The organism is Streptomyces tritici (genome assembly GCF_048500665.1).
Taxonomy (GTDB): domain Bacteria; phylum Actinomycetota; class Actinomycetes; order Streptomycetales; family Streptomycetaceae; genus Streptomyces; species Streptomyces tritici.
This window is the reverse complement of sequence record NZ_CP183183.1, coordinates 1,382,274-1,402,779: the sequence shown is the minus strand read 5'-3', so window position 1 is coordinate 1,402,779 and position 20,506 is coordinate 1,382,274. Positions and strand designations below refer to the sequence as shown.

Here is a 20,506-nt window from a genome sequence, read left to right as displayed (position 1 = left end):
TGCTGTTGAATTCCTTCACATGCACCTGCCAATTCCTTCACGATCGAACGACGGTGCGCACCGATCCGCGCACCCACCGTGAAGGGAGAGTCCGTGGCGCCACGCCGCAGAGCACTGTCCGGACCGATACGCACCCGATCGCTCGCCGCCCTGACCGCCGCCCTCGTCGCCCTGCCCCTCGCGATGGGCGCCACGCCCGCGCAGGCCCAGGACCCCGAGGCCCGGCAGCCCTCCGCCTACCGGCAGAAGACCGAGGCCGCCCTCCAGGGCGCGCTCACCGGGGGCGAGGAGACGACCTTCTGGGTCACCCTCGCCGAGGAGGCCGACACCGCCGCCGCCCGCCGGGCCGCCGGCAAGGCCGCCAAGGCCCGCGCGCTGCGCGCCGCCAAGACGGCCCACGCCGAGAAGAGCCAGGCCGGCCTGCGGGCCCTGATCAAGAAGGCCGGCGGTTCGTACGAGTCCTTCTGGATCGCCAACACCCTCAAGGTCACCGGCGACGAGACGCTCGCCCGGAAGCTCGCCGCCCGCCCCGAGGTCGCCGCCCTGGAGACCGACGACCCGGTGCGGCTGCCCGACCCGCTGCCCGGCGAGGCGGAGCCGCGCACCGACGCGGTCGAGTGGAACGTCGAGCGGATCGGGGCCCCGCGGGTCTGGTCCGAGCTGGGCGTGCGCGGCGAGGGGATCACCGTCGCGAACATCGACTCCGGCGTCCAGTACGACCACCCGGCCGTGAAGGCCGCCTACCGGGGCCTGAAGGCCGACGGCACGTACGACCACACGTACAACTGGTTCGACCCGGCGAAGGTCTGCGCCGGCGCCGCGCCCTGCGACAACAACGGCCACGGCACGCACACCATGGGCACCATGGTCGGCGACGACGGCGCGGGCAACCGGATCGGCGTCGCGCCCGGCGCCCGCTGGATCGCCGCCAAGGGCTGCGAGACCAGCTCCTGCTCCCGCGACTCCCTGCTGCGCTCCGGCCAGTGGATCGTCGCCCCCACCGACGCGAGCGGCCAGAACCCGCGCCCCGACCTCGCCCCGGACGTGGTGAACAACTCCTGGGGCAGCGGCGTCCTGGACACCTGGTACAAGACCACCGTCCAGGCCTGGCGGGACGCCGGCATCTTCCCGGCCTTCTCGAACGGCAACAGCGGCCCCGGCTGCGCCACCGCCGGCTCCCCGGGCGCGTACGTGAACAGCTACGCCACCGGCGCCTTCGACATCAACAACGCCATCGCCTCCTTCTCCTCGCGCGGAGCGGGCGAGGCCGGCGGGATCAAGCCGAACCTGGCCGCGCCCGGCGTCAACGTCCGCGCGTCCTGGAACAACGGCGGCTACAACGCCATCTCCGGCACCTCCATGGCCTCCCCGCACACCGCCGCCACGGTCGCCCTGATGTGGTCCGCCTCGCCCGCGATCCGCGGCGACGTGACGGAGACCGAGAAGCTCCTCGACTCCACCGCCACCGACGTGGACGCCACCGCCTGCGGCGGCACCCCGGCCGACAACAACGTCTTCGGCGAGGGCCGCCTCGACGCGTACGCGGCCGTCACCGCCGCCCCGCGCGGCCCCCTCGGCGCCGTCAGCGGCAAGGTCACCGCCGCCGGCGCCCCGCTCGCCGAGGCCCTGCTGCGCTTCGACGGCCCGATGAAGGCCACGGTCACCAGCGGCACGGACGGCGGATACGCCCTTCCCCGGCTGATGGTGGGGGAGTACGCCGTCGAGGTCACCAAATTCGGCCACCTCCCCGCCACCGGCACCGTGACCGTCACCGAGAACGGCTCCGCCGTGAAGGACTTCGCCCTCGACGAGGCGCCCTCCGCCGACGTCACCGGCGTGGTCACCGGGGCCGCCGGCCCCGAGGGCGGCGCGGTGCTCACCGCCCAGGGCACGCCCGTGACCGGCAAGGCCGACGCGGACGGCCGCTACACGCTGAGGCTGCCCCACGGCACGTACCAGCTCAACGTCGTCCCGGCGCACCGCTGCGCCTCCGCGACCACCGTCCAGGTCGAGGTCGCCGGGGCCACCACCCGGAACGTGACGCTCCCGGCCCGCACCGACGCCTTCGGCACCGCCTGCTCGGTCTCCACGTCGGCGGAGTTCCCGTCCGGCACGACCAAGCTGGCGTACGCGAGCACCACCTTCGGCACGGCCACGTTCGCGCTGCCGTTCCCCGTGCCGTTCTACGGCAAGACCTACCGGCAGGCGACCGCCTCCGTGGACGGCGTGCTGTCCTTCGGGGCGTCCTCGACGTCGAGCTCCAACACCACCCTGCCGACCGCCTCGGCCCCGAACGGCGCGCTCTACCCGTTCTGGGACAACCTGACGGTCGACGCCGAGGCGGGCGTGTACTGGGGGACCACCGGGACCTTCCCGCACCGGAAGCTCGTCGTCGAATGGCGCAACGCGCTCGTCGCGGGTTCGGCCACCGGTGAGCGGATCTCCTTCGCCGCCGTGCTGAGCGAGGACGGCTCCGCGTCCCTGCACTACAAGGACGTCTCCGGCGCCGGCCTGGAGAACGGCTCCTCCGCGACGATCGGCGCGGAGAGCCACACCGGCACGGACGCGCTGCTCTACTCGTTCAACGAGGGCACGCTCCGCGACGGCACGACGATCTCTCTGCGGCAGACCCTCACCGCCGTCGTCACCGGCAAGGTGACCGACGGCAACGACGGCCTGCCGGTGGCGGGGGCGAGCGTCACCGCCAGCAGCGGCGGCCTCGGCCCGTCCGAGCTCACCGACGCGAACGGCGTGTACCTGCTCCAGATGCCGGCCGAGTGGCGCGACTACGACATCCACGCGAGCGCCCCGTACTACTGGACCGACGAGACCGTCGTCACGGCCCAGAACGGCAAGGTGTACGTCTTCGACGCCGAGCTGGCCACCGGCCGGGTCACCGCCGACGCCGGGTCCCTCACCGTGATCGCCCCGCCGGGCGCCACCCGGACCCGGACGCTGAACCTGACCAACACGGGCAGCCTCGGCACCGACTACACCGTGGCGGAGAAGGACGGCAAGGGCTGGATCACGGCCTCCCCGGCCTCCGGCTCCCTGGAGGGCGCCGGCATGGAGCCGTACGACCGGGCCAAGGCGACGCTCACCTTCGACACCACGGGCGTGCCCGGCGGCACCGTGCTCACGGGCACCCTGCAGGTGAAGTCCCGCAGCGGCCGCGCACCCGTGATCGACATCCCGGTGAAGCTGGTCGTCCCGGCGTACCGGACCGCGATCGACGCGGGGGCCGGCACGGAGTCCGTGGACGCGCTGGGCGACGCCTGGGGTCCCGACCGCAGGCACGCGGCGGGCTCGTACGGCTGGCTCGGCACGACCACCGCGCCGTCCACGACCCGGGAGATCACCGGCACCGCCGACCCGACGCTGTACCGCACGGCCCGCCAGGGCATGTACGAGTACCGCTTCGACGGCCTGCCGGCCGGCACCTACCAGGTGGAGCTGGGCTTCGCCGAGCTCGCCGCCAAGAGCCCCACGGACCGGGTCTTCGACGTGATGGCCGAGGGGACGCAGGTCGTGCCCAATCTGGACCTCGCCCTGGAGGCGGGGGTCCGGGCGGCGCACGACCGGACCTTCACCGTGCGGGTCACGGACGGGCAGCTCAATCTCCGCTTCGTGGCGAACAGCGGGAAGCCGCTGGTGAACGCGATCCGGGTCACCGAGCGGCCCGATCTGACCGGCTGACGCCCTGCTCACGACGCCTGCGGCCGCACCTTCCGGGTGCGGCCGCGGGCCGTTCCGGAGATCGTTTTCGCAGGTCAGGTAAGCCTTACCTGAGTGATGCACGGCACCGTGCGCCCCCCGGGGCGCGGCTTGTCACTGTCCGAAGAATTACGCAACAATGGCGTTGTGAAAAACGTCGGCGAGGCTCCGGAGGAACTCGCGACCGGTGAACGATCGACACGCAACCGGGTCGCGCGGTCCATCCTTGACCACGGCCCCTCCACCGTCGCCGACCTCGCGGAGCGGCTCGGCCTCACCCAGGCCGCCGTCCGCCGCCATCTGGACTCCCTCGTCGCCGACAACGTGGTCGAGGCGCGAGAGAAGCGCGTGTACGGCACGCGCACCCGCGGACGTCCCGCCAAGGTCTTCGCACTGACCGACTGCGGCCGGGACGCCTTCGACCAGTCCTACGACACGCTGGCCGTCGAGGCCCTGCGCTGGATCGAGCGGAACGCCGGCGGGGAGGCCGCCGTCGCGGCCTTCGCCCGGGACCGGATCGAGGCCCAGGCCGAGGCGTACCGGCAGGCCGTCGAGGCCGCGGACCCCGCGGAGCGCACCGAGGCTCTGGCCAAGGCGCTCACCGCGGACGGGTACGCTGCCACTGCGCGGCAGGCGCCCGTCGGTGAGCAGCTCTGCCAGCACCACTGCCCGGTCGCCCACGTCGCCGAGCAGTACCCGCAGCTGTGCGAGGCGGAGACCGAGATCTTCTCCCGCCTCCTGGGAACACATGTCCAGCGTCTGGCCACCATCGCGCATGGTGACGGCGTCTGCACCACGTTCATCCCGCACGGCGCCCCACAGACCACCTCTTCAACAGCATCCGCAAGCACGGCCGGGAGGAACCCCGCATGACCACCGAGATCAGCCACCCCGAGCTCGAGGGCCTGGGTCGGTACGAGTACGGCTGGGCCGACTCGGACGCGGCCGGTGCCGCCGCTCAGCGAGGTCTCTCCGAGGACGTCGTCCGCGACATCTCCGCGAAGAAGAACGAGCCCGAGTGGATGCTGAAGCTCCGCCTCAAGGGCCTGAAGCTCTTCGGCAAGAAGCCCATGCCGACCTGGGGCTCCGACCTGTCGGGCATCGACTTCGACAACATCAAGTACTTCGTGCGGTCCACCGAGAAGCAGGCCGAGTCCTGGGAGGACCTGCCGGAGGACATCAAGAACACGTACGACAAGCTCGGCATCCCGGAGGCGGAGAAGCAGCGCCTGGTCGCCGGTGTCGCCGCCCAGTACGAGTCCGAGGTCGTCTACCACCAGATCCGCGAGGACCTGGAGGAGCAGGGCGTCATCTTCGTCGACACCGACACCGCCCTGAAGGAGCACGAGGAGCTCTTCAAGGAGTACTTCGGCACCGTCATCCCGGTCGGCGACAACAAGTTCGCCTCGCTGAACACGGCCGTGTGGTCCGGCGGATCGTTCATCTACGTGCCGAAGGGCGTGCACGTCGAGATCCCGCTGCAGGCCTACTTCCGTATCAACACGGAGAACATGGGCCAGTTCGAGCGGACGCTGATCATCGTCGACGAGGACGCCTACGTCCACTACGTCGAGGGCTGCACCGCGCCGATCTACTCCTCCGACTCGCTGCACTCCGCGGTCGTGGAGATCATCGTCAAGAAGGGCGGCCGCTGCCGCTACACGACGATCCAGAACTGGTCGAACAACGTCTACAACCTGGTGACCAAGCGCGCCGTCGCCTACGAGGGCGCCACCATGGAGTGGGTCGACGGCAACATCGGCTCCAAGGTCACCATGAAGTACCCGGCCGTCTACCTGATGGGCGAGCACGCCAAGGGCGAGACCCTGTCCATCGCCTTCGCGGGCGAGGGCCAGCACCAGGACGCCGGCGCGAAGATGGTCCACATGGCGCCGAACACCTCGTCGTCCATCGTCTCGAAGTCGGTGGCGCGCGGCGGCGGCCGCACCTCCTACCGCGGCCTGATCGAGATCGGCGAGGGCGCCCCGGGCGCCAAGTCGAACGTGCTCTGCGACGCGCTGCTCGTCGACACGATCTCCCGCTCCGACACGTACCCGTACGTGGACGTCCGCGAGGACGACGTCACGATGGGCCACGAGGCGACCGTCTCCAAGGTCTCCGAGGACCAGCTCTTCTACCTGATGCAGCGCGGCCTGTCCGAGCAGGAGGCCATGGCCATGATCGTGCGCGGCTTCGTCGAGCCGATCGCCAAGGAGCTGCCGATGGAGTACGCGCTGGAGCTGAACCGGCTGATCGAGCTGCAGATGGAAGGCGCGGTCGGCTAAGGCCCGCCCCGTCCCTTCAGCAGCGACCGATTCACAACGCAGGAAGAGAGCACTACGACAGCCATGGCTGACGCTCAGAACATCCCGGCCGGTTCCACGACCGCCGGCTCGATCGCGGTGGCCGCCGAGTCCACCGTCGCCACGCGCATGAGCGCGCCCCCGTCCTTCGACGTCGCGGACTTCCCCGTCCCGCACGGTCGCGAGGAGGAGTGGCGGTTCACCCCGCTGGAGCGCCTGCGCGGGCTGCACGACGGCACCGCCGTCGCCACCGGCGAAGGCGTCCGCGTCGAGGTCGAGGCCCCCGAGGGCGTCACCGTGGAGACCGTCGGCCGCGACGACGCGCGGCTGCGCAAGGCCGGCAAGCCCGTGGACCGGGTCGCCGCCCAGGCGTACTCCGGCTTCGAGAAGGCGTCGGTCGTCACCGTCGCCAAGGAGGCCGTGCTCACCGAGCCGATCCGCATCGCCGTGCACGGCGAGGGCGGCGTCGCCTTCGGCCACCAGGTCATCGAGCTCGGCGCCTTCGCCGAAGCCCTGGTCGTCATCGACCACACCGGCGACGCGGTGCTCGCGGCCAACGTCGACTACGTCCTCGGCGACGGCGCGAAGCTGACCGTCGTCTCCGTCCAGGACTGGGACGAGAAGGCCGTCCACGTCGCCCAGCACAACGCGCTGCTCGGCCGCGACGCCTCCTTCAAGTCCGTCGTCGTCACCTTCGGCGGCGATCTGGTGCGCATCCACCCGCGCGTCGAGTACTCCGCCCCCGGCGGCGAGGCCCAGCTGTTCGGCCTGTACTTCACCGACGCCGGCCAGCACCACGAGCACCGCCTGCTCGTCGACCACAACACCCCGCACTGCACCTCCAACGTCGCCTACAAGGGCGCGCTGCAGGGCCAGGACGCGCACGCGGTGTGGATCGGCGACGTCCTCATCCAGGCCGCGGCCGAGGGCACCGACACGTACGAGCTGAACCGGAACCTCGTCCTCACGGACGGCGCCCGGGTCGACTCCGTGCCGAACCTGGAGATCGAGACCGGCGAGATCGCCGGCGCCGGCCACGCCTCGGCCACCGGCCGCTTCGACGACGAGCAGCTCTTCTACCTGATGGCCCGCGGCATCCCGGAGAAGGAGGCCCGCCGTCTGGTCGTGCGCGGCTTCTTCGCCGAGCTGGTGCAGCAGATCGGCCTGCCGGACGTCGAGGAGCGCCTGATCGCCAAGATCGAGGCCGAGCTGGAGGCGTCCGTCTGATGGCCTTCGTCCGCGTCTGCGCGCTGAGCGAGCTGGAGGCCGACACCCCCAAGAGGGTGGAGGTCGACGGCACGCCGGTGTCCGTCGTCCGGACCGAGGGCGAGGTGTTCGCGATCAACGACATCTGCTCGCACGCGAACGTCTCCCTCTCGGAGGGCGAGGTCGAGGACTGCGCCATCGAGTGCTGGCTGCACGGCTCCAGCTTCGACCTCCGCACCGGCAAGCCGTCCGGCCTTCCCGCGACGCGCCCCGTCCCCGTGTACCCCGTAAAGATCGAAGGGGACGATGTGCTCGTCTCCGTCACCCAGGAGTCCTGAGTCACCCATGGCAACGCTTGAAATCCACGACCTGCACGTCTCCGTCGAGGCCGAGAACGGCCCCCGGGAGATCCTCAAGGGTGTCGACCTGACCATCAAGCAGGGCGAGACCCACGCCGTCATGGGCCCGAACGGCTCCGGCAAGTCGACGCTGGCGTACTCGCTGGCCGGCCACCCGAAGTACACCGTCACCGGCGGCACCGTCACCCTCGACGGCGAGGACGTCCTGGAGATGTCGGTCGACGAGCGCGCCCGCGCCGGTCTCTTCCTCGCCATGCAGTACCCGGTCGAGGTCCCCGGCGTCTCGGTCTCCAACTTCCTGCGCACCTCCGCCACCGCGATCCGCGGCGAGGCCCCGAAGCTGCGCACCTGGGTCAAGGAGGTGAAGGAGGCCATGGAGCAGCTCCAGATGGACCCCTCCTTCGCCGAGCGCAACGTCAACGAGGGCTTCTCCGGCGGTGAGAAGAAGCGCCACGAGATCCTGCAGCTGGAGCTCCTCAAGCCGAAGCTGGCGATCCTCGACGAGACCGACTCCGGCCTCGACGTCGACGCCCTGCGCATCGTCTCCGAGGGCGTCAACCGCGTCCGCGAGACCGGTGAGGTCGGCACCCTGCTGATCACCCACTACACGCGGATCCTCCGCTACATCAAGCCCGACTTCGTGCACGTGTTCGCGAACGGCCGCATCGTCGAGTCCGGCGGCGCCGAGCTCGCGGACCAGCTGGAGAACGAGGGCTACGACAAGTACGTGAAGGGCGGCGCATCCGCGTGACACAGCTGCCGGGCCTCCTCGACACCGAGGCGATCCGCAAGGACTTCCCCCTGCTGGATCGTGTGGTCCACGACGGGAAGAAGATCGTCTACCTCGACTCCGCCGCGACCTCGCAGAAGCCGCGCCAGGTGCTCGACGCGCTGAACGCCTACTACGAGCGGCACAACGCCAACGTGCACCGCGGCGTGTACACGGTCGCCGAGGAGGCCACGGCGCTGTACGAGGGCGCCCGCGACAAGGTCGCCGCCTTCATCAACGCGCCGAGCCGCGACGAGGTGATCTTCACCAAGAACGCCTCCGAGTCGCTCAACCTGGTCGCGAACATGCTGGGCTGGGCCGACGAGCCCTACCGCGTGGACCACGAGACCGAGATCGCCATCACGGAGATGGAGCACCACTCCAACATCGTGCCGTGGCAGCTGCTCTCGCAGCGCACGGGCGCGAAGCTGAAGTGGTTCGGCCTGACCGACGACGGCCGTCTCGATCTCTCGAACATCGACGAGGTCATCACCGAGAAGACCAAGATCGTCTCGTTCACGCTGGTCTCCAACCTGCTGGGCACGGTCAACCCGGTCGAGACGATCATCCGGCGCGCCCAGGAGGTCGGCGCGCTGGTCTGCATCGACGCCTCGCAGGCCGCCCCGCACATGGTGCTCGACGTGCAGGCGCTGCAGGCCGACTTCGTGGCCTTCACCGGCCACAAGATGTGCGGCCCGACCGGCATCGGCGTGCTGTGGGGACGGCAGGAGCTCCTGGAGGACCTGCCGCCCTTCCTCGGCGGCGGCGAGATGATCGAGACCGTCTCGATGCACTCCTCCACGTACGCGCCGGCCCCGCACAAGTTCGAGGCGGGCACGCCCCCGATCGCGCAGGCCGTGGGCCTCGGCGCGGCCGTGGACTACCTGTCGGCGATCGGCATGGAGAACATCGCGCGCCACGAGCACGCGATCACCGAGTACGCCGTGCGCCGTCTCCAGGAGGTCCCCGACCTGCGGATCATCGGCCCCACCACGGCCGAGGACCGCGGCGCCGCGATCTCCTTCGTGCTCGGGGACATCCACCCGCACGACGTGGGGCAGGTGCTGGACGAGCAGGGCATCGCGGTCCGGGTCGGCCACCACTGCGCGCGGCCGGTCTGCCTGCGGTACGGAATTCCTGCGACCACGCGGGCGTCGTTCTATCTGTACTCCACTCCGGCCGAGGTCGACGCCCTGGTCGAGGGGCTGGAGCACGTCCGTAACTTCTTCGGATAGGGCGGCTGACCTGTGAAGCTGGATTCGATGTACCAGGACGTCATCCTGGACCACTACAAGCACCCCCACGGGCGGGGCTTGCGGGACGGCGACGCCGAGGTGCACCACGTCAACCCGACGTGCGGCGACGAGATCACGCTGCGGGTGAAGTACGACGGCGAGCGCATCGAGGACGTCTCGTACGAGGGCCAGGGCTGTTCCATCAGCCAGGCCTCGGCGTCCGTCCTCAACGAGCTGCTCGTCGGCAAGGAGCTGGCCGAGGCGCAGAAGATCCAGGGCACCTTCCTGGAGCTGATGCAGTCCAAGGGCCAGATCGAGCCGGACGACGCGATGGAGGAGATCCTGGAGGACGCGGTCGCGTTCGCCGGAGTCTCCAAGTACCCGGCCCGGGTGAAGTGCGCGCTGCTCAGCTGGATGGCGTGGAAGGACGCGACGGCCCAGGCCCTGGGCGGCGCCGCGGAGAGGAAGTCGGCATGACGGAGAACGCAGAGGCCACCACGGAGAAGGCCGCCGAGGCCGTGGCGATCAAGCCCGCGACCGAAGAGGAGATCCGCGAGGCGCTGTACGACGTCGTCGACCCCGAGCTGGGCATCGACGTGGTCAACCTCGGCCTGATCTACGGCATCCACATCGACGACGCGAACATCGCGACGCTCGACATGACGCTGACGTCGGCGGCCTGCCCGCTGACCGACGTGATCGAGGACCAGGCGAAGGCCGCCACCGACGGCATCGTCAACGAGCTGCGGATCAACTGGGTCTGGATGCCCCCGTGGGGCCCGGACAAGATCACCGACGACGGCCGCGAGCAGCTGCGCGCCCTCGGCTTCAACGTCTGACCGGACGTGCGCAAGGGCCGCACCCCTTCGGGGGGTGCGGCCCTTTCGGCATGTCCAGGACGCATGTCCAGGACGCGGGCGGCCTCAGTACGCGGGCGGCGCCGGCGTCCCCGCGGTCTCGGCGAGGGCCGCGGCCAGGTTCTCCTTGCGGATCCGCTGGTCGACGTAGAGCAGGCCGTTGACCAGGGGCGGGAACGTGGTCTGGATCAGGTAGCCGACCAGCTGGGCCACCAGGACGATCACCAGGTACACCGAGAGCACGGACAGGACGTCGGACAGCTCCGGGTCCGCCCCGAGGTCGGAGGCGGCCGACATCATCGGGATCATGCCGAACATGCCCAGCACCTGCTGGACCACCCCGGCGATCACCCCGGCCATGACCGCGGCCAGCACCGAGATGCCGAACACCGGCCACCAGCGGCCGCGCACCAGCTGCGAGGAGCGGCGCAGGGCCGCGACCGGGCCCTGCTTCTCGAAGACCACCGCGGCCGGCGCCAGGATGAACTTCACGTACAGCCAGACCGCCGGAACGGCCGTGAGCAGCGCGCCCAGCAGGCCGAGGACGAAGACCGCGCCGACGGCGCCGCCGCCCTCGCCGTCCGCCGCCGCCATCGAGGCGCCGGCCAGCGTGACGGTGAAGGCGATCACGGCCAGCACCGTCGGCACCATGGCGATCAGCCCGGTCAGCAGCGTCGTGCCGATCAGCGCCGGCACCCGTGGCAGCGCCTCCCGCCACACCTGGCCGAAGGTCGCCGGACGGCCGAGGACCGCGTTCTGCAGCACCGCCAGCATCGCGGCCTGCACCAGCGAGACCGCGAGCAGGTAGCCGACCGACGCCACGGCCAGGACGCTCACGAAGGCCACGACGAAGGGCTGGAACACCTCCCAGTCCGGCGGCCCCGAGCGGTCCGCGTCGTCGACGGCGTCGACGAACGCCGGAATGGCGTCGCCCAGGCCCGAGACGGCGAGGACCAGGGTCACGCCGAGCACCAGCGAGTACACACCGAAGACGACCAGCGGGATGCCGAAGACCGCTCCCTTGTACCGGCCGATCGCCGCCATCGCCCCGCCGAGCAGATCCCCGACGGTCAGCGGCCGCAGCGGGACCACCCCCGGCTGCGGCGGCGGAGGCGGCGGCGCTCCCCAGCCCCCGCCCGGTGCTCCGTACGGGCCCCACCCCATGTTCTGCGCCATCCCCGCTCCCTGCGTGTCCGTTCCCGTCACCGATGGGTGACCCGGACACGTTAGCCGGAGGGAAGATGCCAGGGACATGACCGTGCTGTGTACGCTCGTACACATGGGATACGGACTGCTCGCCGGAGCCATCGCGGCGGAGATCGTCGCCACGCTCTCCATGAAGTACAGCGACGGCTTCTCCCGGCTCGGGCCCTCCCTCCTGACCTGCGCCGGCTACCTGCTCGCCTTCGGCCTCCTCGCGCAGGCGCTCAAGACCCTCCAGGTCGGCACCGCCTACGCCATCTGGTCCGGGGTCGGCACCGCCGCCGTGGCGGCCATCGGCGCGCTGTTCCTCGGCGAGAGCATGAACCTCGCGAAACTCGCCGGCATCGTGATGATCATCGCCGGGGTCGCCGTGCTGAACCTCGGCGGCGCCCACTGATGGCCCGGCCCCGCCGGTACGACCCCGACCGCCGCCGGCGCATCGTCGACGCGGCGCTGCGGGTCGTCGGCCGGGCCGGTCTCGCCGGGCTCAGCCACCGCACGGTGGCCGCCGAGGCGGACGTGCCGCTGGGCTCGACCACGTACCACTTCGCCTCCCTCGACGACCTCCTCGTCGCCGCCCTGCGCCGGGCCGGCGAGGGCTTCGGCCGCCTCCTGCGCGACGACCCGGCGCTCGCCGACCCCACGGCCGACCTCGCGGCCGCGCTGGCCCGGCTCCTCGGCGTGTGGATCCGCGGCGACCGCACCGGCGTGGAGCTGGAGTACGAGCTCTACCTCGCCGCCCTGCGCCGCCCGGCCCTGCGCCCCGTCGCCGCCGAGTGGACCGCGCAGGTCACCGCCCTGCTGGCCCGCCGCACCGACCCCGCCACCGCCCGCGCCGCGGTCGCCCTGATGGACGGCATCGGCCTCCAGGTCCTGCTGACGGACGGCCTCTACGACGAGGACCACGCGCGCGAGATGCTGGCGCGGGTGCTCCGCCCGCGGGAGCCGTGAACCCGTTCCGGCCCTGCGGGCAACAACGGGCGTGACAGCTATCGACTACGGAACAGGGGTGTCCGTGACGACCGGGCGAGCGGAGCCCGCGGACGCGGCACTCGTCGCCGCGTCGCGCGAACGGCCCGAGGTCTTCGCGGAGTTGTACAGCCGCCATGCGGCCGACATACACCGCTACGCCGCCCGCCGCCTCGGTGGCGAGGCGGCCGACGACATCACGGCCGAGACCTTCCTGACGGCCTTCCGGATCCGGCACCGGTACGACACCGGCCGCGACAGCGCCCGGCCCTGGCTGTACGGCATCGCCGCCAACCTCATCGGCCGGCACCGGCGCACCGAGGTCCGCGCCCTGAAGGCCCTGGCCCGCACCGGCCACGACCCCGTCGCCGAGTCCTGGTCGGACCGCGCCGACGACCGGCTCGCCGCCCAGGCCGTGCACGGCCCGCTCGCCGCCGCGCTGGCCCGGCTGTCGGCCCGGGACCGGCACACGCTGCTCCTGGTCGCCTGGGCCGAACTCAGCTACCAGGAGGTCGCGGAGGCCCTCGGCATCCCGGTCGGGACGGTCAGGTCCCGGCTCAACCGCGCGCGCAGGACCCTGCGCGGCGCGCTCGGCGACGCCGACCCCACCCGCGCACACGACATCGCCCCGGAGGCCGTCGATGGATGAGATGAAGACGCTCCAGGACTTCCGCGCCGGCGCGCCCGCCCCGGACCGCGCCCGCCTCGAACAGGGCCGCCGCCGGCTCCTCGAAGCCGCCGCCCCCCGCGAACCGAGCTGGTCGTCCCGCCTCCGCTGGAAGGTCCTCGCCCCGGCCGCCGCGGCGCTCGTGACGGCCGCCGCGGTGCTGACGACGCAGCTCACCGCGGAGTTCAAGGACCGCTCGCAGGGGCCGATGTCCGTGGGCGTCGCGACGTCGCTGGAGGACCTCGCGGACCGGCTGGAGAAGGGCCTGCCCGAGGACGGGATCCGCTCGGTCGACGACCGGCAGTGGGTGTACCGGGAGGAGGTCTTCGCGGGTACCGGCGTGGACCGCATCGCCCTCAAGCACGTCCTCGCCTCGGACATGTGCGCGTACCCGGAGCACCTCCACGTCCAGCGGATCGAGTTCTGGGATCTCGGCGACTCCACGAAGCGGGCCGTCAGGAGCGAGCGCGCCGGTCAGTGCGGCAAGAAGGACCGGAAGCTGCAGATGATCAACACGCCCGCCTACCGGGAGCCGGAGATGAGGCAGCGCGGGTTCGCCGCGAAGGCACCCACCGATCCCGAGGCGCTGCTGCGGGCGGTGCGCTCCGGGGAACGGCCGCAGGGGACCCGGCAGCAGATCACGGACTTCCGGGCGCTGGTCGGCCTGCTCCGCGGGCCGGTCGGCGTGACGCCCCGCCTGCGCGCGACGGTCCTGCGCGCCCTGGCGGACCTGCCCGGTGCCGTGGTGTCCGACCGGCCCGTCCGGGACGTCCTCAACCGTCCTGTCCTCACCGTCGGCATGGTGGACCCGACCAACCCCAACGGCGCGGCCGTGCGCAACGAGGTGCTGATCGACGCCGCCACGGGCGCCTACAGGGGCATGCAGCAGGTCGCGACGGTCACGACCAAGCTGGACGTGCTGAAGAAGGGCGACCGTCTGGGCCCACAGGTCCGGGCCGGGCAGGTGATCGAGAGCTGGGTGACGGTCCGCACGGCGGTGGTGGACAAGCCGGGGGAGCGCCGGGGCTGACGCTCCGGTCGAACGGACGAAGCCGGGGGCGGTGCGTCGGCGGAACCGCCGATGCGCCGACCGGGAGCTGAGACCGGTTCGCCCGGGGGCGGGCGGGCCGGTTAGGTTTCCCCCATGACCGACAACACCGCTCCTCGCACCACCGGCGCCGTCGCCGCCGGCCTCGCCACCCTCGCCGCCGACGGCACCGTACTCGACACCTGGTTCCCCGCCCCCGAGCTCGCCGAGGCCCCCGGCCCGGCCGGCACCGAGCGGCTGTCCCCCGAGGCCGCCGTGAACGCCCTCGGCGAGGGCGCCGCCAAGGCGCTCGGCGTGGACGCGCGGCGCGGCGTCGAGGTCGTCGCCGTGCGGACGGTCATCTCCTCGCTCGACGACAAGCCGCTCGACGCCCACGACGCGTACCTGCGCCTGCACCTGCTCTCGCACCGCCTGGTCAAGCCGCACGGCCAGAGCCTCGACGGCGTCTTCGGCCTGCTCGCCAACGTCGCCTGGACCTCGCTCGGCCCGGTCGCCGTGGACGACGTCGAGAAGGTGCGCCTCAACGCGCGTGCCGAGGGCCTGCACCTCCAGGTCACCTCGATCGACAAGTTCCCGCGGATGACCGACTACGTCGTCCCCTCCGGCGTCCGCATCGCCGACGCCGATCGCGTCCGCCTCGGCGCGCACCTCGCCGCCGGCACCACGGTCATGCACGAGGGCTTCGTCAACTTCAACGCCGGCACCCTCGGCACCTCCATGGTCGAGGGCCGCATCTCCGCGGGCGTCGTCGTCGGCGACGGCTCCGACATCGGCGGTGGCGCGTCCACCATGGGCACCCTGTCCGGCGGCGGCAACGTGATCATCTCCATCGGCGAGCGCTGCCTGATCGGTGCCGAGGCGGGCGTCGGCATCGCGCTCGGCGACGAGTGCGTCGTCGAGGCCGGCCTGTACGTCACCGCCGGCACGCGCGTCACCATGCCGGACGGGCAGGTCGTCAAGGCCCGCGAGCTGTCCGGGCAGTCGAACATCCTGTTCCGCCGCAACTCGGTCACCGGCACCGTCGAGGCCCGCCCGAACAACGCGGTCTGGGGCGGACTCAACGACATCCTCCACAGCCACAACTGAGCGTGACCGACCGAGGTGACTCCGCGTTAGCGGTGCGACGCATCAGTCACCCGATCGGACAAGGCGAGGAGCCGACATTGAGGACGAGGGACACCATCGTCAGGGCCTGCGTGGTCGCGGCCGCGGTGCTGCTGCCGGCCGGCACCGCCGCGGCCGACGAGACGCACACCGGCTCGCACAACGGCCCCGCCGTCTCGAACGGCCCGAGCCTCGCGCTCCACACGGGGCAGGTCGACGACCCGCTGGAGGACGTCCTCGAACACGCGGCGCTGTTCGGCAGCACCACCTACGTGTACGACTGAACCAGGTCCTCGTACGCGGCGCGCAGCCCGTCGGTCGCCTCGCGGCCGGCGGGCTGCAGCGGTTCGCGGAGCGTCATGCCGAGCAGTGCCTTGACGGTGACCGCGCCGGGCAGGCCGGAGGCCATCATCAGCTCGGCGAGCGGCAGGTTCAGGGCGTTGAGCCGGGCCGCCTCGGCCGTCTCGCCCCGGTCGTAGGCGTCCAGGACCGCCCGCAGGGGGCGCGGCGCCACGTTCGCCACCGTGCTGACGTAGCCGCTGCCGCCCACCGCGTACAGCGGCAGGTTCAGCTCCTCGCAGCCGGAGTAGTACGCGAGCCCGGTGCGGGCCAGCACCTTCGTCGTGCCGAGCAGGTCGTACGCGCAGTCCTTCACCGCCACGATCCGGGGGTGCTCGGCCAGCCGGATCATCGTCTCCGGCTCGATGCGGGTCGCGGTGCGGCCGGGGATGTCGTACAGCATCACCGGCAGGCCCGTCGCGTCCGCCACCCGCAGGAAGTGCGCCTCCACGGCGGCCTGCGGCGGCTTGCTGTAGTAGGGCGGGATCACCAGGACGCCGTCGGCGCCCGCCGCCTCGGCCTGCCGGGCCAGTTCGACCGTGTGCCGGGTGTCGGCGGTGCCGACGCCCGCGACGAGCGCCGGGCCGGGGCCGACCGCCTCCCGAACCGCCCGGATCAGGGCCTCCTTCTCGGCGTCGGAGGTGGTGGGGGACTCGCCCGTGGTGCCGTTGAGGACGAGCCCGTCGCAGCCCTCGGCGACCAGGCCGGCGGCGAGCTTCGCGGCCGCGTCCAGGTCGAGTTCGCCGTCGGGGCCGAAGGGCGTGACCATGGCGCACAGGGCGCGGCCGAAGGGGCGTTCGGTGAGGTGAGTGCTCATCCGAGAAGTCTCCGCAGCCACGACCGTGAAGGTCCACTTAGATCTTCTTGGGAGCAGGGGTCAGGGTTCCTTAACCGTGCGGCGGCGGGTCTGGCACGATCGGGGCGGCACGACAGGGGGACAGGGAGAAGAACAGCATGAGCGCACAGCGCGTCGCACTCGTCACCGGCTCGTCCTCCGGCATCGGGGCCGCCGTCGCCCGCCGGTTCGCCGAGGCCGGCTACCGGACGGTGGTCAACTCGGCGCGGTCCGTCGAGGCCGGAGAGGCCCTCGCCGCCGAACTGCCCGACGCCGTGTACCGGCAGGCGGACGTCTCCGACGAGGCGCAGGCCGCCGGACTGTCCCCCACAGCCTGAACGGCATGGGGGTACCCCCACCGCCGCCGTCGAGGCGTACGGCCGGCTCGACGTCCTGGTTCGACGGGGTCGAGGGCGCCGACGCCGCCAAGGCCCATGTCGCCGGGGCGGTTCCGCTGCGCCGCGTCGGCCGGCCCGAGGACATCGCCGGTGCGGTCCACGACCTGGCGCACGCCTCGTACACCACCGGCGAAGTCCTGCTCGTCGACGGCGGCGGGCGCCTGCTCGGCCGACCGGCAGCGGGCCGGGCCGCCGCGGGACCGGCCCGGCGGCGGCGTTGTCGGTGCCGGGTGCTGCAATGGGGGCATGAGCGATTCCCCGCAGTCCGCCGCCCGTCCGGAGGACCTCGAACTGCTGCGCACCCGCCTGGCCGAGGGGCACGACCGCGCGCCCCTCGGCTGGGACGGCGTGCGCGCCTTCGAGGCGGAGCACGGCATCGTCCTGCCCGAGCCCTACCGCACGTACGTGGCGGAAATAGGCGACGGCTGGGCGGGCGGCGTCGTGCCCCTCGCCGAGCAGCCCGCCGACTTCCCGACCCCGGCCGCGGACCGCGACCTGGCCGCGCCCTTCCCGCTCGCCGAGCGCTGGGCCTGGGAGGACGACGAGGAGCACGACGAGGACGAGTGGGACGCGCTGATCGACCCGGTCTACGACCACGGCTCGATCGTGCTCGCCACGGACGGCTGCGGCCTGTACTGGCACCTCGTCGTCAGCGGCCCGCAGCGCGGCCGGGTGTGGTGCGTCGCCGACGTGGGCGCGGCCCCGTTCGGCCCGGACTTCGGCCACGAGGGCGAGGGAGAGCCCGGCTTCGCGCAGTGGGCGGTGCACTGGATCGGGGAGTGAACGGCCGCCGGAGGAACGGGGGTTGACCTCAAGCTTGCTTGAGGTCGGAGAGTGGAGACCTCGACACGATCAGGAGGTCTCCATGAACGCCGTCATCCACCCCCACGCCCGTCCCGACCTGGGCCGCACCGACCTCGGGCTCGTCATGGCCAGCACCTGGCGGGTCGGCACGCCCGAGCGCCAGCGGGCGGCCGTGGACGCCATCGCCCGAGCCTGGCAGTCGAGGGACTGGCCGGACGTCGGCCTGCTCTCGTACTCGGTCCACATCGGCGACGACGGCGACACCCTGATGCACTACTCGCAGTGGACCGGGGAGCAGGAGTACCAGGACTTCGTGGCCCGGCACCGCGACGACCGGAACGCGGAGATCGACGCGGCCGTGCCCGGGATCGAGCGGGTCGTGCTGCACCGCTACCACCCGCCGTACCGCTCCCTGGAGTCGGGCGACGACCGGATCCCGGGCTGCGTGGTGGCCGTGGAGGTGGAGTTCGACGGGCCCGACGCGGACCGGCAGCGGGACTGGGTCGACACCGTCGTCGAGGCCCTGAAGACCGACCCGGACCTCGCGCCCGGCGGCATCTCCGCGCACTTCCACCTGGGCGTCGCCGGCGACCGCATCCTCAACTACGCGGAGTGGACGAGCCGGCAGGCGCACGTCGACGCGCTCGCCGGGACCGGCGGCGTCGGCTCCGCGACCGAGCAGTGGGCGAAGGTGCGGGACTACCCGGGCGTGACCGGCGGCTCGGTGACGCGCTACGCGCCCGCGCTGAGCCTCAGCGCGGGCGCGTAGCCACCGGTCCCTTCCGTCCTTACGGGCGGAAGCGCAGCACCTGCGGGTCGTGGTCGCTGTTCTGCTCGGCGAACTCGGCGTTGATGTGCACGCTGTCGTACTCGAAGTGGTGCACGCCGGGGCTGGTCAGGATCTGGTCGAGGACCTGGCTGTTGCCCTGGAAGACGTACGAGTAGCGCTCGTCGCGGGGCAGCGACTTCACGGCCGGGTAGAGCGCCCCGCCGTCGGTCAGCGCCTCGGTGGTGGCGGAGAACTCGAAGTCGTTGATGTCGCCCAGGACGATCACGTCGGCCTGCTTCTGGATCGCCAGGACGTCCTTGACGAAGGCGTTCACGGCCTGAGCCTGAAGCAGGCGCTTCGCCTCGGAGGAACGGTTCGGCGGCTGGTGGTGCGAGGTCAGCGACTCGTCACCGCCCTTGGAGCCGAAGTGGTTGGCGACCACGAAGACCGTCCGGCCGCGGAAGACGAACTCGCCGGCCAGCGGCTTGCGGCTGTTCTCCCAGGCGGCGTTCGCCGGGTCGATGCGGCCGGGGGAGTGGGTCAGCTCCGCACGGCCGTACGCGCCCTCCACGACGCCCGTCGCGGTCGTCGCGTCGCCGCCGGCGCGGTCGATGAAGTCGACCCGCTCGGGGTTGAACAGGAAGACCTGGCGGATGTTGCCGCCGGGCTCGCCGCCGTCCTTGTTGTTCTCCGGGTCGATCGAGCGCCACTCGTAGCGCGGGCCGCCGGCGGCGACGATCGCGTCGGTGAACTTCTTCAGGGTCTGCCCGGCGGCGACCGTGCCGTCGTTCTTCGCGCCGTTGTCGTCCTGGATCTCCTCCAGGGCGACGATGTCGGGCGAGGCGAGGTTCTCGACGACGGCCTTCGCCAGCGCGTCGAACTTCTCCTGCGCGTCGGTCGGGTCCAGGTTCTCCACGTTGTACGTGGCCACGGCCAGCTCGTTCTTGTGCTGGCGCTCGGTCACCTCGCGCTCCAGGCCGCGGTCGACGACCGTGCCCAGGGTGCGGGCGGCCAGCGTGTAGCCGCCGTACTGGTTGAAGTCCAGCGGGCCCTCGGTCTCGCCGGACAGCACGTCGCCGACGTTCGCCTTCGGGAACGGCTGCTGGGCGAGCGGGACCAGCGACTGGATCTGCAGCCGACCGGTGTTCTGCGAGGTGTACGAGCCGTAGACGGCGCCGCCGCGCTCGGAGGCGTTCTCCCCGGGCTTCACCGTGACCCACAGCTCGGCGTACGGGTCGGTCGCGCCGACCACCCGCGAGCTGCCGATGCGGACGTTCGTGCCCTCCAGGGACTCGTAGTAGTCCAGGGCGTAGCGCTCGGGGTCCAGCTGCAGCCCGTTGATCGAGCCGCCCGCCGCCGGGTCGCCCTCGGGGGCGTACGCGTCCGGGACGGAGTCGCCGTCGATCGTCACGGCCTGAGGCACCGGGTTGCCCGAGGACAGCACGGTCACCGTGGGCCGGGAGATCTGGGTCATCGACTGGTTGCCGGAGTTCAGGCCGCCCGGGACGTACTCGCCGACCGTGCCGGCCACGCTCACCGCGTCGCCGACGGCGACCTTCGGGACGGAGCTGGTGAAGACGAACAGGCCCTCGCTGGTGGCCGCGTCGTCGTCGCCCTGCGGGTCCTGGATCCAGAAGCCCCGCGAGCCGTAGGTCCGCACACCGGTGACGATGCCGGTGACGCCCGTGACCTGCTGGCCCGCCAGCGGCGAGATCCGGGTGGTCCCCTGGATGTCGTGGATGCGGACGTCGGCGGCGGAGGCGGTGCCGGAAGCGGCGAGCAGGCCCGCGGCCAGGGCGGCGGCGACGACGGACGAGACCGCGGCGGATCTCGGTATGGAGGAAGGCATCAAAGAGCTCCGGTGACGCTTGGAGAATCGGTCGATTGATCTACGCGCGTCAATCTCTTGGCTGTGGCCACCCCTTGT

Annotated in this window: 21 protein-coding genes and 1 pseudogene; 19 read left to right on the top strand and 3 right to left on the bottom strand. The window is 71.8% G+C overall.

Annotated elements, in window-relative coordinates:
• The first annotated feature begins 93 nt into the window (after positions 1 to 93).
• From ACNJ93_RS06545 to ACNJ93_RS06505, 9 genes are all read left to right on the top strand, one after another.
• Entirely contained in the window at positions 94 to 3,696 is a 3,603-nt protein-coding gene (locus ACNJ93_RS06545) for a S8 family serine peptidase (RefSeq protein ID WP_418956376.1), read from the top strand.
• Between the two features lie 165 nt (positions 3,697 to 3,861).
• Positions 3,862 to 4,587, top strand: coding sequence for a helix-turn-helix transcriptional regulator (locus ACNJ93_RS06540; RefSeq protein WP_418956375.1), 726 nt, complete (start codon positions 3,862 to 3,864; stop codon positions 4,585 to 4,587).
• Positions 4,584 to 5,999: a Fe-S cluster assembly protein SufB gene (gene sufB, locus ACNJ93_RS06535; protein WP_418956374.1), complete on the top strand. Its 1,416-nt coding sequence runs from the start codon at positions 4,584 to 4,586 to the stop codon at positions 5,997 to 5,999. The genes ACNJ93_RS06540 and sufB overlap by 4 nt, the downstream gene beginning before the upstream one ends.
• 63 nt (positions 6,000 to 6,062) lie before the next feature.
• Positions 6,063 to 7,244: a Fe-S cluster assembly protein SufD gene (gene sufD / locus ACNJ93_RS06530; RefSeq protein ID WP_418956373.1), complete on the top strand. Its 1,182-nt coding sequence runs from the start codon at positions 6,063 to 6,065 to the stop codon at positions 7,242 to 7,244.
• Positions 7,244 to 7,561, top strand: coding sequence for a bifunctional 3-phenylpropionate/cinnamic acid dioxygenase ferredoxin subunit (locus tag ACNJ93_RS06525; RefSeq protein WP_030492833.1), 318 nt, complete (start codon positions 7,244 to 7,246; stop codon positions 7,559 to 7,561). The genes sufD and ACNJ93_RS06525 overlap by 1 nt, the downstream gene beginning before the upstream one ends.
• Before the next feature lie 7 nt (positions 7,562 to 7,568).
• Positions 7,569 to 8,333, top strand: coding sequence for a Fe-S cluster assembly ATPase SufC (sufC, locus tag ACNJ93_RS06520; RefSeq protein WP_418956372.1), 765 nt, complete (start codon positions 7,569 to 7,571; stop codon positions 8,331 to 8,333).
• Positions 8,330 to 9,586, top strand: coding sequence for a cysteine desulfurase (locus ACNJ93_RS06515; protein WP_418956371.1), 1,257 nt, complete (start codon positions 8,330 to 8,332; stop codon positions 9,584 to 9,586). The genes sufC and ACNJ93_RS06515 overlap by 4 nt, the downstream gene beginning before the upstream one ends.
• A gap of 12 nt (positions 9,587 to 9,598) precedes the next feature.
• Positions 9,599 to 10,063, top strand: a complete 465-nt coding sequence (gene sufU, locus ACNJ93_RS06510; protein WP_418956370.1) for a Fe-S cluster assembly sulfur transfer protein SufU — start codon at positions 9,599 to 9,601, stop codon at positions 10,061 to 10,063.
• Positions 10,060 to 10,425: a metal-sulfur cluster assembly factor gene (locus ACNJ93_RS06505; RefSeq protein WP_418956369.1), complete on the top strand. Its 366-nt coding sequence runs from the start codon at positions 10,060 to 10,062 to the stop codon at positions 10,423 to 10,425. The genes sufU and ACNJ93_RS06505 overlap by 4 nt, the downstream gene beginning before the upstream one ends.
• Before the next feature lie 84 nt (positions 10,426 to 10,509).
• On the opposite strand, the gene ACNJ93_RS06500 is transcribed toward ACNJ93_RS06505, so the two are convergent.
• Positions 10,510 to 11,619 carry a hypothetical protein gene (locus tag ACNJ93_RS06500; protein WP_418956368.1) on the bottom strand — a complete coding sequence of 370 codons (1,110 nt, stop codon included), beginning with the start codon at positions 11,617 to 11,619 and terminating at the stop codon, positions 10,510 to 10,512.
• A gap of 103 nt (positions 11,620 to 11,722) precedes the next feature.
• Here ACNJ93_RS06500 and ACNJ93_RS06495 point away from each other — a divergent pair, with 103 nt between their 5' ends.
• From ACNJ93_RS06495 to ACNJ93_RS06470, 6 genes are all read left to right on the top strand, one after another.
• Positions 11,723 to 12,043 (top strand): DMT family transporter, encoded by a 321-nt coding sequence (locus ACNJ93_RS06495; protein WP_418956367.1) that lies wholly within the window; start codon positions 11,723 to 11,725, stop codon positions 12,041 to 12,043.
• A complete protein-coding gene (locus ACNJ93_RS06490) occupies positions 12,043 to 12,597 on the top strand; it encodes a TetR/AcrR family transcriptional regulator (RefSeq protein ID WP_418956366.1) in 555 nt (184 codons plus the stop codon). Before ACNJ93_RS06495 ends, ACNJ93_RS06490 begins: the two co-directional genes overlap by 1 nt.
• A 64-nt stretch (positions 12,598 to 12,661) precedes the next feature.
• The gene (locus ACNJ93_RS06485; RefSeq protein WP_418956365.1) at positions 12,662 to 13,264 is read left to right on the top strand and encodes an RNA polymerase sigma factor; all 603 of its coding nucleotides are present in this window, start codon (positions 12,662 to 12,664) and stop codon (positions 13,262 to 13,264) included.
• Positions 13,257 to 14,312, top strand: a complete 1,056-nt coding sequence (locus ACNJ93_RS06480; RefSeq protein ID WP_418956364.1) for a hypothetical protein — start codon at positions 13,257 to 13,259, stop codon at positions 14,310 to 14,312. The genes ACNJ93_RS06485 and ACNJ93_RS06480 overlap by 8 nt, the downstream gene beginning before the upstream one ends.
• Positions 14,313 to 14,426: 114 nt before the next feature.
• A complete protein-coding gene (gene dapD, locus ACNJ93_RS06475) occupies positions 14,427 to 15,416 on the top strand; it encodes a 2,3,4,5-tetrahydropyridine-2,6-dicarboxylate N-succinyltransferase (protein WP_418956363.1) in 990 nt (329 codons plus the stop codon).
• Positions 15,417 to 15,493: 77 nt separating this feature from the next.
• Complete coding sequence (locus ACNJ93_RS06470; protein ID WP_418956362.1) at positions 15,494 to 15,718, top strand: hypothetical protein; 225 nt, start codon at positions 15,494 to 15,496, stop codon at positions 15,716 to 15,718.
• Here the strand turns inward: ACNJ93_RS06470 and dapA are convergent.
• Entirely contained in the window at positions 15,703 to 16,590 is an 888-nt protein-coding gene (gene dapA / locus ACNJ93_RS06465; protein ID WP_418956361.1) for a 4-hydroxy-tetrahydrodipicolinate synthase, read from the bottom strand. The two genes, ACNJ93_RS06470 and dapA, sit on opposite strands and share 16 nt — an antisense overlap.
• Positions 16,591 to 16,727: 137 nt before the next feature.
• Between dapA and ACNJ93_RS06460 the strand changes: the two genes are divergently transcribed.
• From ACNJ93_RS06460 to ACNJ93_RS06445, 4 genes and pseudogenes are all read left to right on the top strand, one after another.
• Positions 16,728 to 16,946, top strand: a complete 219-nt coding sequence (locus ACNJ93_RS06460; protein WP_418956360.1) for an SDR family NAD(P)-dependent oxidoreductase — start codon at positions 16,728 to 16,730, stop codon at positions 16,944 to 16,946.
• Positions 16,947 to 16,951: 5 nt separating this feature from the next.
• Positions 16,952 to 17,101, top strand: a pseudogene (locus tag ACNJ93_RS06455) (hypothetical protein); the annotation flags it as partial.
• Positions 17,102 to 17,252: 151 nt separating this feature from the next.
• On the top strand, positions 17,253 to 17,789 hold the full coding sequence (locus tag ACNJ93_RS06450) for an SMI1/KNR4 family protein (RefSeq protein WP_418956359.1): 537 nt from the start codon (positions 17,253 to 17,255) through the stop codon (positions 17,787 to 17,789).
• Positions 17,790 to 17,871: 82 nt separating this feature from the next.
• On the top strand, positions 17,872 to 18,579 hold the full coding sequence (locus tag ACNJ93_RS06445) for an antibiotic biosynthesis monooxygenase (RefSeq protein ID WP_418956358.1): 708 nt from the start codon (positions 17,872 to 17,874) through the stop codon (positions 18,577 to 18,579).
• A gap of 19 nt (positions 18,580 to 18,598) precedes the next feature.
• Here the strand turns inward: ACNJ93_RS06445 and ACNJ93_RS06440 are convergent, their stop codons facing one another.
• Positions 18,599 to 20,428, bottom strand: coding sequence for an endonuclease/exonuclease/phosphatase family protein (locus ACNJ93_RS06440; protein WP_418956357.1), 1,830 nt, complete (start codon positions 20,426 to 20,428; stop codon positions 18,599 to 18,601).
• Between the last annotated feature and the right edge of the window lie 78 nt (positions 20,429 to 20,506).